The sequence below is a fragment of the Pseudomonas sp. SJZ079 genome, assembly GCF_007993865.1.
Lineage (GTDB): Bacteria > Pseudomonadota > Gammaproteobacteria > Pseudomonadales > Pseudomonadaceae > Aquipseudomonas.
Genome location: NZ_VIUH01000013.1, coordinates 44,193 through 58,032 on the forward strand (window position 1 = coordinate 44,193; position 13,840 = coordinate 58,032).

Consider the following 13,840-nt stretch of genomic DNA (forward strand, 5'->3'; position numbering starts at 1 on the left):
CAACCCATATCCCAATCCTTCTGCCATGCGGGCCGTGCGTTTGCGTGCGGGCAGCTTTTTCCTAGCCAGCGACTACAAAAATCATAATTTCGCAAATCCCTGGCTCCGAACAGAATGCGGCCAACACCCCACAGGTAGCCGCAACAGTAGAGCGGCAATGATCGGAATCAGAGGCGGCAGCCATGAACGACCTGAATCAGAGCGCCTTGCAGAAGGACACAGGCATGACAACTGAAAAAATACAAATAGATACCCTGGTTATTGGCGCCGGTCAGGCCGGCGTGGCCATGAGCGAACACCTGAGCAAACTCGGCGTGCCTCACTTGGTGCTGGAGCGCAAGCGCATCGCCGAAGCCTGGCGCACCGGGCGCTGGGATTCGTTGGTTGCCAACGGTCCGGCCTGGCACGACCGCTTCCCGGGGCTGGAGTTCGAGGGTCTCGACCCCGACGCCTTTGCCGCGAAAGAGCAGGTGGCGGATTACTTCGAAGCCTATGCCAAGAAGTTCAACGCCCCCATCCGCACCGGTGTGGAGGTGCAGAAGGTGGTACGCAATGCTGGCCGCCCGGGCTTCACGGTCGAAACCTCTGCGGGTGTGATCGAGACCAATCAGGTGGTGGTCGCAACCGGCCCGTTCCAGCGTCCTGTCATCCCGCCGATCGCGCCCGAAGATAACCAAATCACGCAGCTCCACTCGGCTGACTATCGCAATCCACAGCAGCTGCCAGAGGGTGCGGTTCTGGTGGTTGGCGCCGGATCGTCGGGCGCGCAGATCGCCGATGAGCTGCAGCGTGCCGGCAAGCAGGTTTACCTCTCCGTTGGCGCCCACGACCGTCCTCCGCGGGCCTATCGCAACCGTGACTTTTGCTGGTGGCTGGGGGTGTTGGGCGAGTGGGATGCGGAGATTGCCAAGCCGGGCAAGGAGCATGTCACCATTGCCGTTAGCGGGGCTAATGGTGGTCAAACAGTTGATTTCCGCCGTCTTGCTCAGCAGGGGATGATGCTGGTTGGCCTGACGAAATCGTTCAATGACGGTGTAGTGACCTTTCAAGAGGACCTTGCAGACAACCTGGCTCGTGGTGATGAGAATTATCGGGCGTTGCTGGATGCAGCTGACGCCTATATCGAGCGCAACGGTCTCGACCTTCCGCCTGAGCCAGAGGCCCGCAATAGCTACCCTGAGCCGCAATGTGTAAGCAATCCCATCCTTGAGCTCAATCTGGCCGAGGCCGGGGTTACCTCGATCGTCTGGGCAACCGGCTTTGGGGTCGATTACAGCTGGCTGCAGGTCAAGGCCTTCGACGAGAGCGGCAAGCCGAAGCATCAGCGCGGTGTTTCCAGCGAGCCAGGCGTTTATTTCGTCGGCCTGCCGTGGTTGTCGCGCCGTGGATCCAGCTTCATCTGGGGCGTTTGGCACGATGCCAAGCATATTGCCGACCACATCGTTAAACAGCGCACCTATCTCGCCTATCGGGATGCCGCGCAACGCCAGGCCGAAGCTGATCGACAGGCAAGGCCTGATACCCAAAACCCCAATTCACACGTCCAGAAAGCCAGCTTGATGGGAGTCAGTTGATGCCTACTCATACCCGCATCCGCATGTTCAACACTAAACAAACCTACCCCAATCAGAGCCTGGACAACGATTTGTGCCAGGCGGTACGCGCCGGCAATACCGTGTATGTGCGCGGTCAGGTCGGCACCGACTTCGAGGGCCGCCTGGTCGGTCTCGGCGACCCGCGCGCGCAGGCCGAGCAGGCGATGAAGAACGTCAAGCAACTGCTCGAGGAGGCCGGCAGCGACCTCAGTCATATCGTCAAGACCACCACCTACCTGATCGACCCGCGCTACCGCGAGCCGGTCTACCAGGAAGTCGGCAAATGGTTGAAAGGGGTATTCCCGATTTCCACCGGTCTGGTGGTCAGTGCCCTCGGTCAGCCGCAGTGGCTGATGGAGATCGACGTGATCGCCGTGATTCCCGATTGAAAGCTACTGCGTTCGCTCAGGCTGCGTTGAGGGCCGTCTCAAAATGCTCATATGCAGTGACGGCCCTCGCCTGGCCTGAGCGTCGCTCGTGACGCTGTCAGGATTTTTGTTTAGGGAGGTTTTATGACGTTCTCCATAGTCGGCCACTGCGCCGAAACCGGCCAGTTGGGCATCGCCATCAGCTCTTCGAGTATTGCCGTGGGCGCGCGCTGCCCCTGGCTGCGCGCAGGGGTCGGTGCGGTAGCCACGCAGAACATTACCCTGCCGGCGCTTGGCCCGCAGATCCTCGACCTGCTGGATGCCGGGCAGGAGCCAGCCGCCGCGCTGGATAAAGCGCTGAGCAGCAATGGCTGGAGTCAGTACCGCCAGGTTGCGGTGATCGACAGCCAGGGGCGCAGCGCCCTGTTCAGCGGTGCTCAGTCGCTGGGCATCAGCAACGCGCTGGCCGGCGAGCACTGCGTGGCCGCCGGCAATCTGTTGGCCGGGACTGAGGTCATCGCGGCCATGGTGGCTGCTTTCGAGCAGGCCGAGGGCAGTTTGCCCGAGCGCCTGCTGGCCGCCATGCATGCCGCCGTGGCCGCGGGTGGCGAAGCCGGGCCGGTGCATTCGGCGGCGCTCTCGGTGGTCGGCGAGCTGATCTGGCCGATCGTCGACCTGCGGGTGGACTGGGCAGATGAAGACCCGATCGGCCGACTCGACCAGCTGTGGCAGGCCTACCGCCCGCAGATGCAGGACTACCTGACCCGCGCCCTGAATCCGACCGCCGCCCCCAGCTACGGCGTGCCGGGCAACGAGTAGGCAGTCGAACCGTAGGATGGGTTGAGCGCAGCGCTACCCGTCAGCCCTGTTGCTTCATCCACAAGGAGCCCCCCATGCCCACCAGCCGTGACCTGCTGGCCAAGCTGATTGCCTTCAACACCGTCAGCCGCGAGTCCAACCTGGCGTTGATCGAGTTCATCCACGACCACCTCAAGGGGCTGGGGGTGGCGTGCGAGCTGGATTACAACGCCGAGCGCAGCAAGGCCAACCTGTTCGCCACCATCGGCCCTGATGATAGAGGCGGGGTGGTGTTGTCCGGCCATACCGACGTGGTGCCGGTGGCAGGGCAGGCCTGGACGGTCGAGCCATTCCAGCTGACCGAGCGTGACGGCAAGTTGTACGGGCGTGGCAGCGCCGACATGAAGGGCTATATCGCCTGCGTGTTGGCCGCCGTGCCGCGCTTTCTCGCCCAGCCGTTGCGCGTGCCGGTGCTCCTGGCCTTCTCCTACGACGAGGAGGTCGGCTGCCTGGGCGTACGCTCCTTGCTGGCTGAACTCGAGCGGCGACCGCACAGGCCCATCGCCTGCATCATCGGCGAACCCACCGAGCTGAAGCCGGTACTCGGTCACAAGGGCAAGCTGGCCATGCGCTGCCGGGTGCAGGGTGCCGCCTGCCACTCGGCTTATGCGCCCCAGGGGGTCAATGCCATCGAATACGCGGCGCGCCTGATTGGCAAATTGGGCGAGATAGGCGAGCAGTTGGCGCGCGTGGAGCTGCACGACCGACGCTTCGATCCGCCATTCACCACCGTGCAGGCCGGCGTGATTCAGGGGGGCAGGGCACTGAACATAGTCCCGGCCGAGTGCCAGTTCGACTTCGAGGTGCGTGCCCTGCCGGACTTCGATGCCCAGCAGGTAGCCGAGCAGTTGGCCGGCTACGCCGAAAGCCAGCTGTTGCCAGCGATGCGTGCGCTCAGCGCCGAAACCGCCATCGCCTTTCAGCCCTTGTCGGCCTACCCGGGCCTGGCCACCGACCCACACAGCGAAGTGGCGCAGCTGCTGGCGCTGATCAGCGGCAGTCGCGAATTCGGCACCGTGGCCTTCGGCACCGAGGGCGGCCTGTTCCATCAAGCCGGCATTCCCACCGTGGTCTGCGGCCCCGGCAGCATGGACCAGGGGCACAAGCCCGACGAGTTCGTCAGCCAGGAACAGCTCGACGGCTGTGATCTCATGCTCGAGCGTTTGACGGAATGGTTGCAGCGCGGCGTCTGATTCCCCCTTGGACCCTGACCCGCGTCATCGCCGAGTGGCGTTCTTTGCCTATGGGCGACGAGCGCTGGGCGAGGGGACTATCTGCGAGTGGTACTGATTGGCGCTGCTCTTGATCAATAGGAATGGCTGGAGTCGACCCGGTATAGATGGCCCGCTCCTGACCGAACTGAGCCAGTCATGATCGGCGCAAATTGACCAGAAATGGACGTCCCCAGGTATCTACGAAGCCTGGGCAATTCAGTCTTGGTCCGCTGGGAGTCAGTGTTCGGCCACCAATCTTTCGTGAACAAATTGCTTAAATTGTTCGGCGGGCAGTGCTGGGGAAAACAGATGGCCTTGGTAGGCTTGGCAGCCATGATCGACCAGAAAGGTAAGCTGAGCCTCTGTCTCCACACCTTCTGCAATCACCGCAAGACCTAAAATCTGGCTCAAGCTTACAATTGCGCAGGCGATCGCCGCATCGTTAGGATCAATCAGCACATCCCTGATGAAGGACTGGTCGATTTTAAGTTCATCTAACGGAAGACTCTTCAGATAAGACAGCGACGAGTAACCGGTTCCAAAATCGTCCAAGGAAAGGCCTATGCCGTTCTCTTTCAATTTGACCATTTTGGCGATGGTATTTTCTATATCCTCTATCAGCACGCCTTCGGTCAGTTCAAGTTTCAACTTCTTCGGATCGGCACCCGTGTATTTCAATACTGCCAGCACCTCATCAACGAAGTCCGGATGGTGAAACTGGCGGGCGCTGACGTTTACCGCCATATGCAGTCGGGCGGTTTCCGGATGATTTGACCAGGCTACCAACTGAGCGCAGGCGGTTTGCAGCGCCCAGCGGCCTAACGGCAGAATCAGTCCTGTTTCCTCTGCCAACGAAATGAACTCAGCCGGTAATACGGTTCCGCGTTCAGGGTGTCGCCAGCGCATAAGTGCCTCCGCACCTATGACACGGCCCTCACTATTCACCTGTGGCTGAAAATGAAGAAGCAGTTCCTTGCTCTGCAAACCCTGGCGTAAGTCTGCTTCCAGCCTGGCGCGTTCCGTGGCAACCGCCTGCATTTCCGGATCGAAGAAGCGCATGGTGTTACGGCCCGCCGCCTTGGCGCGATACATCGCCAGGTCAGCGCGCTTCATAATATCGTCCACTGTATTTAGCTGGCCCTGGAACAGGGCAATGCCGAGGCTGGGGGTACTATGGTGCTCATAGCCATCCAGACGGTAGGAAATGTTCAGTGAATTGAGAATTTTCTCGCCAATAGCCTTGGCCTGGACAGCTGCTTCTGGTGGGTTCTCGTTAAGATCTTCCAGCAAGACCACGAATTCGTCTCCACCCAGGCGGGCCACGGTGTCTCTCTCGCGTATACAGCCGGAGAGGCGCAGAGCAACTTGTCGCAGCAACATGTCGCCCCTGTCATGCCCCAACGTGTCATTCAGCGCCTTGAAGTTATCTAGATCAATAAGTATTACCGCGCTCGTATGTAGGCTGCGGGCGCTGCCCGCCAGCACATGCTGTAATCGGTCCAGCATAAGTCGCCTGTTGGCCAGTCCGGTCAGCTGATCGTAGAAGGCCAAACGCTTGGCCTCTTGCTCGGCTGACTTGCGGTGAGTGATATCAGTATCAATCGACAGAACAGACTGCGGTTGGCCACTATCGTCTCGCACTAAGGTTCGGTGGCTTTCGAGTGTGATGGTGCAGCCATCCTGGCGTCGAAGTGTTACCTCACCAACCCAATCCCCCGTTTCTATCAAACTATTAGTGGCCGCAATGAAAGCGGCATGGCCTTGGTAGATTAACTCCTGCGCCGATTTGCCGAGTGCCTCTTCCTTTGACCAGCCGTAGAGGCGTTCCGCGCTCTTGTTCCAATACAAAATGCAGTGATCCATCCCATGAACGACAATGGCATCCTGGGCTTTGTCCAGCAACGAGGCTTGTTGGCGGAACTGCTTTTCGCTTTCGCGCAGTTCTGCAAGATAGCCTTCCCTTTCGGCTGCATGCGATTCCATCTCGCGCCTGATCTTACTCCCGTAAGCAACGGCCGCACTGACCATTAGTAGCACGAACGCCATGATTGCATAATCGATCCGACGCAGTACTTCGACAGACTCCAACTCTTCCTCTAGAAGCTTGCCTTGAATTAGGCCGACGCGCGCTCGCACAGTCGCGAGTGAGGCGAGCAACTTGGCATACCTCCTATCCATTGTTGCCATGCGCTTGCCGGCATTGTCCGACTGGTCCTTGCGGAAGTAGGAAAATATTAGCAAGGCCTCGTTCACCATTTCGACCATCGCCGCGTCGACTGCGCCCACCTCATCCTTTAATGCAAGAGTGAAGCTTTGTATCGCTGCACTGTGCTCAACTTGATTGGCAATTCGAGTTTGTAACTGTTCTTTGGCCATTGCCAAATGCTCGTTGAAGGCGCGCAGCGCTTCACTCATGTTGTGTGATTCGGTTTCGACATTATGGGTATCGAACACATTGTTGCCCGGTGCATTGACTTCGGAGGCCAAACTGCCCAGCGTTGAATAACTCGACAGTTGTTGGACCCACGACTGATTGGCCTTGATGGAACGGTGATAGGTGTCGACAATCTGGTGATTCAAGAGCACGCTCAGCACGACAACCAAAACGTCGAAACCCGCAAGGAAAAAATACATACGGTGCCATTTTTTTGCGCGCGGGTTTTCTGGGCTGGCGAGCATGCTGTGTTGGGCGGCACTTTCCTTTTTGAAAAAATCCATTTCACGGTCTCCAAATACAATTTCTCTAAATGGGCCAATAAAACTGATTTTCGAAGACCACATAACCTATGCTGCCGACACGCTAAAACAGAGAATCAGCTGTACTTAACATGAGCTAACCGCATTCGCTGTTCTGGGCTCACGTGGCGTTTCGTAAGCGGAAGCTCCCGAGGCAAACAATAGCAATCGAACCTATACGTTTAATACGCGTCAAGCTAACTATTGTTCGCCACTAAACAACGCATGTAGTAATTTAATTTCCGCAGTGAGACTTTTTTATTTTCGGAAGCGCTCTCCTCATGGTTTTGGCAATAAAATGAAATCAGTGTCCGTTGTTGGGTTTGACATCATGTTTCAGGCAGCGATTTTCTTGCTGTTTCCCAGCATTCCGCTTTAGCACTGAGCGCCAGCAATCACTTCTGCCAGATGTTCTTCTACCTCCAATTTCCTCAGCCCGCTCAGCCCGCTCAGCCCGCTCAGCGCTGCTGGCGAGCACGAAGACCATGATCCGCATGCTCTGGCGTGAGATACGTCCCCGCGTTTTCGCAGTGCCCGGTCTTACTGTAGTGAAAGTCGATTCGATCCTGAGTGATCCCCTCAAATCTAGTCCAAACCCTGCGTCTGCAGGTGCAGGGTTTGTTCCATTTCTTCCAGGGTGTCGCGGCGGATCTACTCCCCTGAGCCGAATGCTTCACGCAAAACAGTCGGGCGACATAGGGCGCGTTGCGCGTCATTTCCACCTGTCCCCTCGGACTACCCGATCAGTTTCGACAGCAATCCAAGCATAGCCACTGATCTGCCATTATTCTAATCATCGACTGCTCCCGGATCAGAGCGCGTGAAAACGTTTTAGAGCGAGTCTGACAGTCAGAACCGCAATCAAAATCGCGTTCCTGCGCAAAGTTCAGGTCTGCTGACCAACCAAACGCTGGCAGATTTTACGTAGCAACGCAGACTTCAAAACGGCGCATGCGTTTTCACACAACCTGGACCCCAAGCAGACGCACAGAGCATCTTATTTATTTGGACTGCCCGCATCCTTCCGCTCGGTAGCGCTTACCCGCTGGGGAACAGGTTCCCTGCAGTTGAACACCTCAAACCTTGAACTTGTGCACCAATGTTCCGAGGCGGCTGCCCAAGGTGTTCAGGTCATTGACCGTCCGAGTGCTGCGTAAAGCTTCATCCGCAACCCGATCAACCGACTGAGCGATCTGCTGCACACTGCGATTGATTTCTTCTGCCACCGAGGTTTGCTCTTCGGCAGCGCAGGCGATCTGCGCATTCATGGCGTTTATGGTCGCAATCAGATCGGCAATGGTGGCCAACGAACGTTCGGCCTGGTTGGCTTGCTCACTAGCATTTGTACCGGCGTCGCTGGATTTGCCCATCGCCGCAACCGCGTTTTTCGTGCCACTCTGCAAGCGGTCGATCATCTCCTGGATTTCCTGGGTGCTTTTCTGAGTTCTGCCAGCCAGTGCTCTTACTTCATCTGCGACTACTGCAAAGCCGCGACCCGCATCACCGGCGCGGGCGGCCTCTATTGCGGCGTTGAGTGCCAGTAGATTGGTTTGTTCGGCAATCGAGCGAATCACATCCAGCACGTTGGAAATCGACAGAACCTCAGTCTGCAAGCTATCCAGGGACCCGCTGCTGGTCTGGATATCGGCAACCAGGCCATGAATGTGCTTGATACTGCCATCCACTACAGATTTTGCCTCCAGGCCCTGATGATCGGCTTGCAGGGCAGCATCCGCCGCGCGCTGTGCGCTGGCGGCTACCTCGTGTGCGGAGGCGGACATCTCGTTGATGGCGGTGGCGACCTGATCGGTTTCCTGCCTCTGCTGCAGCATCGCCTGCTCGTAGCGCTGCGCCTGCGCCGTAACCTGGGCCACCCTGGCGGTGAGCTCCGCGGTAATCTCGGTAATCTGCCGCACCAGCGCATGAATGGTATCGAGGAAGTGATTGAACGAGCTGGCCAGTTGGCCGATTTCATCCCGGCCGGTGAGCGGCAAGCGTTGGGTCAGATCCCCTTCGCCAGAGGCAATCTCATCGAGGCTGGCCTTGATCTGCCGTAAAGGACGTAGGCAGGCATTGACCATGAACGGCGCTAGCAGGCTCAGAGCAACGATCAGAATGATCGCCACGAGCACAATGCTGCCGATGATGCCCTCGATTCGTTGTTCGATTCGCTGGCGCACTTGGGCCACCTGAGACTCGATGCCGTCGAGGTTGATTGCGGTCAGGACCACCAAGTCCCATTTGGGCAGGAAAAAACCATAGGCCAGCTTGGGTACCACCTGGTCGGTGCCCACCACTGCGCCCGAGTAGTTGATGAAATGCGTGCCGTCTTTCGCCGCGGCGACCATGTCGCGGTTGAGGTACACGCCGTTCTTGTCCTTGCGCTCGCGCATGTTGGTGCCCACGCCTTCACTGCTGTCGCCGCGGAAAATACGCACCACATTGCTGTCGTAACCGAAGAAGTAGCCGTCCTCGCCATACTTGATCGAAGAGAGCAGACGCACAGCCTGCGCTCGACTCTGCATGTCACCCTCGGCTGCCAGCTCATACAGCGGACTGAGCTGGCTTCTGGCGATATTGGCGTAATCGACCAGGCGTGAACGGCTCTCTTGCAACAGGCGTTCTCGCGCTTCAGCCACTTCCTTCTCGGCCATGCCGAGCAATACCCGGCTGGCCGTACCGCTCAAGACAACCGCGAACAGCAGCACCGGAACCAGAGCAAGCAGCAGTATTTTTATCTTGAATGAAAGATTCAAGCTGGCTTTCTCCTAGCAGAGGCAAATGCCCGATAGCATTCGCTATCGATTTAGGTCTAAGGCAGATGGCCATACAGTCGCAGTGCTGAGCATCCACACCGTGCTTGCAGCTCAGTCTGCGCAGTAGGTCTTCTCGCTACTTCGTGGCCGGGTTGGGCAGTCGCTACTGCATTGCCGCCGGCTTGACCAGTTGGCAAGGGTCGCCGCGAAAGAAGGCCTGCACGTTGGCGAACGCATCGCCGAAATACAGTTCATAACTGTGCTTCTCGACGTAGCCCAGGTGCGGGGTACAGAGGACTCGCGGGTGATTGAGCAGCGGGTGCGCCTGGTCCAGGATCGGCTCGTCATCCAGTACATCCAGTGCCGCATAGCCGGGTCGCCCGGAACTCAACGCCTGGAGCAGGGCGCCTGGAGCGAGCAGTTCCGCGCGACTGGTGTTGACCAGCAATGCGCTGGGCTTCATCTGCAGCAGATCGTCGACGGTGACCACATGCCGGGTGCTCTCGGTCAGGCGCAGATTGAGACTCAGCACATCGACGTCGCTGAAGAAGGCTTGCTTGCAGCCCGCGGCTCGATGCCCGTCGCGTACCGCCGCGTCCCTCGCGGTCTCGCTACCCCAGACCAGTACGGACATGTCGAAGGCCTGGGCATAGCGAGCCAGCCGCTGACCTATCCGGCCGTAACCCCAGATACCCAAGGTCTGCCCGTACAGGCGCTCACCGAGATTGGTTTGCCAGTGCCCCGCGTACAGGCCTTGGATCGCCGGTATCAGTTGTCGCCGCGCATTGAGAATCAGCGTCCAGGTCAGCTCGGCCGGCGCGATGGGCGAACCACGCCCCTCCATCACCGCAACACCTTGGGCGGTACAGGCGTCGAGGTCGATATGCACGCCCGTCTTACCGGTCTGACTGATCAGCTTGAGCCTTGGCAGCTGGGTTAATAACTGCGCGCCGATGCTTGTCCGTTCGCGGGTCAGTACCAGGGCGTCCGCGTCGCGAAAGCGTTGCGCCAGCACATTCGGGTTCTTTTGTGCGTCGTGATAAATGCTGACCTGAAGGCCGTCGAGGAGGGAGAAACAGTCGAGCGAGCGGATGACGTGCTGGTAGTCGTCGGGAATTACGATATGCATGTTTATGTCATCAAGGGCGATACGCTCGCCCTTGAAGTCCTCACTGACAGGGAAGGGATCAGTCGGCGATGAGCAGTTGGGCGCGCTTGCGTGCGCGCACGGCACGGAAGATCGGATAGGCCAGCATCAGCCCTACCAGCGCCCAGACTGCCAGGGTAATCGGGCTGCCCCAGAGGATGCCCAACTCGCCATTGGACAGCGACAGCGCCCGGCGCAGATTGTCTTCCATCACACCGCCGAGAATAAAGCCCAGCAGCACTGCAGACAGCGAGTAGTCCAGCTTGCGCAGGATGTAGCCGCAGACACCGATGCCGATCATCAGGAACAGATCGAAGGTGGTCGAATGCACCGCATACACGCCAATCGAGGTAATGATGGCAATCGCCGGCACCAGCGCCCAGGTCGGTACCGCGAGGATGCGGGTGAAGATGCGCACCATCGGCACGTTCATCACCAGCAGCATAACGTTGGCGACGAACAACGAGGCGATCAGGCCCCAGACCACTTCGGGCTGGTTCTGAAACAGCATCGGGCCGGGCGTGATGTTGTACAGCGTCAGCGCGCCGAGCATCACCGCAGTGGTGCCGGAACCGGGTACGCCGAGGGTCAGCATCGGCACCATGGAACCGCAGGCCGCGCCGCTGTTGGCGGTTTCCGGGGCGGCCAAGCCGCGCAGGTCACCCTTGCCGAACTGGTTGTCCTTGCTCGCCATGCGCTTCTCGGACATGTAGGCCACGGCGCTGGCTAGGGTCGCCCCGGCGCCAGGCAACACGCCCAGGACGAAACCGACCACACCACTGCGCAGGTTGGTAGCCAGTACGAAGGCACCTTCCTTGAGGTTGAACAGCATGCGCCCGGTGGTTTTAACCGCCTTGTGGCCATGGTGAGTTCTTTCCAGCAGCACCAGGATTTCGCTGATGCTGAAAAGGCCGAGCACCAGGACGATGAACTGAATGCCGTCGGCCAAACCCAGGCTGCCGAAGGTGAAGCGGTACACACCGCTGTTGGCGTCGATGCCGACACAGGACAAGGCCAGGCCGATGAATGCAGCAATGGCGGTTTTCAGCGGTTTATTGTCGGCCATGCCGGCCAGGCAGGTGATCGCGAACACCATCAATACGAAGTATTCCGCAGGTCCGAACGCCACGGCCCACCGGGCCAGCAGGGGGGCGAACAGCACCACGCCGATAGTCGCGATGGTGCCGCCGATAAACGAACTCCAGGCCGAAATCGACAGGGCGATGCCGGCCTTGCCCTGCTGGGCCAACGGGTAGCCATCGAGCGTGGTCATCACCGCCGAGGCTTCGCCAGGAATATTCAGCAGGATCGAGGAAATACGCCCGCCATATTCGCAGCCCAGGTAGACCGCCGCGAGCAGAATCAAGGCGGTTTCCGGCGGCAGGCCGAGAGCGTAGGCAATCGGGATCAGCAGGGCGACGCCGTTGACCGGACCCAGGCCAGGCAGCAGGCCGACGATGGTGCCAATCAGGGTGCCGCAAAAAGCCGTAATCAGGTTGTAGGGTGTCAGGGCCACGCCGAAGCCGAGGCCCAGATAATGAATAGTGTCCATAGATCAGCTCCCCAGTTTCGCGAGCATGCCGAGTGGCAGAGGCACATCGAGGCCATAGTCGAACAGCAGATAGAGCCCTACGGCGATTACTATGCCGCCGACAATGCTCTGCACGCGGGTTGCGTCATACAGATAAGCCATGGCGACCGCGAACAGCGCGCTGCTGAGGATGAAACCGAGCACATCGAACAAGGCCGCGTAGGTCACCATCGCAGCGATACAGAGCGCAATCTTGCGGATTACCTGGCGATTCAGCGGCGGCTCTTCCCTGGCCTCGGTTTGTTTGGCTGGCTTTAACACTTGGTAAAGCGCACCCAGTACAAGCAGTGATAACAACAGCAAGGGATAGGCACGCGGCCCCACGGGCTCGTAAGCGAAGGGGGCCTGATAGCCCCAGGCCAACGCCATCAAAGCCACACAGATCAGCAGGTTAACGCCTGCAAAAATACGATCGTGCATCATTCTGCTCCTGGCTGGACTGCCCCTAGGGGCAGTCCACACCGTCGATGGATTTACTCGGCGACCAGGCCAAACTCTTCACCCAGCTTGCGATAATCTTCAACCTGCTTCTTCACCAGGTCGTTCAGCGCCTGGCCAGTGACATTCAGCGGGAGCACATCGCGATCGTGCAGGTACTGCTGGAACTCCTCGGAGTTCTGCAGCTTGGCGAAGGCCGCTTTCCACCAGTCGAGGTCTTCCTGCTTCACGTCCGGGCCCATGTAATAGCCACGGATCAGCGGCCACTGAATGTCATAGCCTTGCTCCTTGGCGGTGGGGACGGATGCCAGGTCGCCCGGCAGACGCTCCTCGCTGTAGACCACCAGGGCGCGGATCTTGTTGCCGCGTTGCGCGCGGATTTCGCTGGCACTGCCGGTCACCAGGTCGACGTGTTTGCCCATCAACGCCATGTAGTGCTCGGCACCGCCTTCGAAGGCCGCATAGCGCAGCTCGCGGGGATCGACGCCAGCGGCCTTGGCCAGCAGGGCAATCTTCGCCCAGCCCTGGCCACCGATGCTGCCACCGCCACCGACGGTAATGCTCTTGGGGTCTTTCTTCAGCGCCTGGACCACATCGTCGAGGGTCTTGAACGGCGAATCCTCGCGCACGGCCAGGGTGCCGTAGTCGGTGCCGATGGTGGTCAACCACTGCACCGAATTTTCGTCGTAGCGACCGTACTTACCCAGGGCCAGGTTGAGCAACGAGGCGCCGGAGAAGGCGATCAGGGTGCCCGACTCGTCGCGGCGATTGGCCGCGATGGCGTTATAGGCCACCGCGCCGATGCCGCCGGGCATGTAGGTGACGCGCATCGGTGATTCCAGCAGGCCATGATCCTTGAGACCGGCCTGGGCCAGCTTGCAGGTCATGTCGAAACCACCGCCGGGCTTACTCGGGGCGATGCACTCGGGGCGCGACGGTTCGCCGGCCTGAGCGTTAAGGCTGCCGAGCATCAAGGCGCAGGCGAGGGGCAGGAGTTTGCTGAGGGTGATTGGTTGCATGGTTGCGTTCCTGTTTTTGGATTTGTTTGCAGGAGTTGGGCGCAGTGTTACCAGCACGCCACGATTGGGCTGGGAGTCAAGTGACGTTTGTCGGCTCCCAGCCAGGAGCCTGGTTTCA

The 13,840-nt window shown here is 59.3% G+C and carries 9 protein-coding genes and 2 pseudogenes; 4 read left to right on the plus strand and 7 right to left on the minus strand.

Translation table 11 applies throughout. The annotated features are described in order from the left end of the window. The first annotated feature begins 182 nt into the window (after positions 1-182). The 4 genes from FBY03_RS13330 (at position 183) to argE (ending at position 4,014) form a co-directional block, all read left to right on the plus strand. Entirely contained in the window at positions 183-1,574 is a 1,392-nt protein-coding gene (locus FBY03_RS13330) for an NAD(P)/FAD-dependent oxidoreductase (protein ID WP_147172861.1), read from the plus strand. Next, positions 1,574-1,984, plus strand: a complete 411-nt coding sequence (locus FBY03_RS13335; RefSeq protein WP_147172862.1) for a RidA family protein — start codon at positions 1,574-1,576, stop codon at positions 1,982-1,984. Before FBY03_RS13330 ends, FBY03_RS13335 begins: the two co-directional genes overlap by 1 nt. A gap of 123 nt (positions 1,985-2,107) precedes the next feature. Then, positions 2,108-2,782 carry a DUF1028 domain-containing protein gene (locus FBY03_RS13340; protein ID WP_147172863.1) on the plus strand — a complete coding sequence of 225 codons (675 nt, stop codon included), beginning with the start codon at positions 2,108-2,110 and terminating at the stop codon, positions 2,780-2,782. Positions 2,783-2,856: 74 nt separating this feature from the next. Continuing rightward, a complete protein-coding gene (argE, locus tag FBY03_RS13345) occupies positions 2,857-4,014 on the plus strand; it encodes an acetylornithine deacetylase (RefSeq protein WP_147172864.1) in 1,158 nt (385 codons plus the stop codon). A gap of 258 nt (positions 4,015-4,272) precedes the next feature. Here the strand turns inward: argE and FBY03_RS13350 are convergent, their stop codons facing one another. The 7 genes and pseudogenes from FBY03_RS13350 to FBY03_RS13375 form a co-directional block, all read right to left on the minus strand. Continuing rightward, positions 4,273-6,753, minus strand: a complete 2,481-nt coding sequence (locus FBY03_RS13350) for a bifunctional diguanylate cyclase/phosphodiesterase (RefSeq protein WP_147172865.1) — start codon at positions 6,751-6,753, stop codon at positions 4,273-4,275. 1,094 nt (positions 6,754-7,847) lie between these two features. After that, positions 7,848-8,342 (minus strand): annotated as a pseudogene (locus tag FBY03_RS23495) (methyl-accepting chemotaxis protein); the annotation flags it as partial. A gap of 363 nt (positions 8,343-8,705) precedes the next feature. Next, positions 8,706-9,425: pseudogene (locus FBY03_RS23500) on the minus strand (cache domain-containing protein); the annotation flags it as partial. Positions 9,426-9,690: 265 nt separating this feature from the next. Beyond that, entirely contained in the window at positions 9,691-10,656 is a 966-nt protein-coding gene (locus FBY03_RS13360) for a D-2-hydroxyacid dehydrogenase family protein (protein WP_147172866.1), read from the minus strand. Between the two features lie 58 nt (positions 10,657-10,714). Next, a complete protein-coding gene (locus FBY03_RS13365) occupies positions 10,715-12,226 on the minus strand; it encodes a tripartite tricarboxylate transporter permease (protein ID WP_147172867.1) in 1,512 nt (503 codons plus the stop codon). A 3-nt stretch (positions 12,227-12,229) separates the two neighbouring features. Further along, on the minus strand, positions 12,230-12,688 hold the full coding sequence (locus FBY03_RS13370; RefSeq protein ID WP_371920775.1) for a tripartite tricarboxylate transporter TctB family protein: 459 nt from the start codon (positions 12,686-12,688) through the stop codon (positions 12,230-12,232). A gap of 50 nt (positions 12,689-12,738) precedes the next feature. Further along, complete coding sequence (locus FBY03_RS13375; protein ID WP_147172869.1) at positions 12,739-13,722, minus strand: tripartite tricarboxylate transporter substrate binding protein; 984 nt, start codon at positions 13,720-13,722, stop codon at positions 12,739-12,741. Positions 13,723-13,840: the final 118 nt, after the last annotated feature.

Coding starts and splice junctions, on each gene's coding strand:
- FBY03_RS13330 (WP_147172861.1), top strand. CDS start 183: ATGAACGACCTGAATCAGAGCGCCTTGCAGAAGGACACAGGCATGACA.
- FBY03_RS13335 (WP_147172862.1), top strand. CDS start 1,574: ATGCCTACTCATACCCGCATCCGCATGTTCAACACTAAACAAACCTAC.
- FBY03_RS13340 (WP_147172863.1), top strand. CDS start 2,108: ATGACGTTCTCCATAGTCGGCCACTGCGCCGAAACCGGCCAGTTGGGC.
- argE (WP_147172864.1), top strand. CDS start 2,857: ATGCCCACCAGCCGTGACCTGCTGGCCAAGCTGATTGCCTTCAACACC.
- FBY03_RS13350 (WP_147172865.1), bottom strand. CDS start 6,753: ATGGATTTTTTCAAAAAGGAAAGTGCCGCCCAACACAGCATGCTCGCC.
- FBY03_RS13360 (WP_147172866.1), bottom strand. CDS start 10,656: ATGCATATCGTAATTCCCGACGACTACCAGCACGTCATCCGCTCGCTC.
- FBY03_RS13365 (WP_147172867.1), bottom strand. CDS start 12,226: ATGGACACTATTCATTATCTGGGCCTCGGCTTCGGCGTGGCCCTGACA.
- FBY03_RS13370 (WP_371920775.1), bottom strand. CDS start 12,688: ATGATGCACGATCGTATTTTTGCAGGCGTTAACCTGCTGATCTGTGTG.
- FBY03_RS13375 (WP_147172869.1), bottom strand. CDS start 13,722: ATGCAACCAATCACCCTCAGCAAACTCCTGCCCCTCGCCTGCGCCTTG.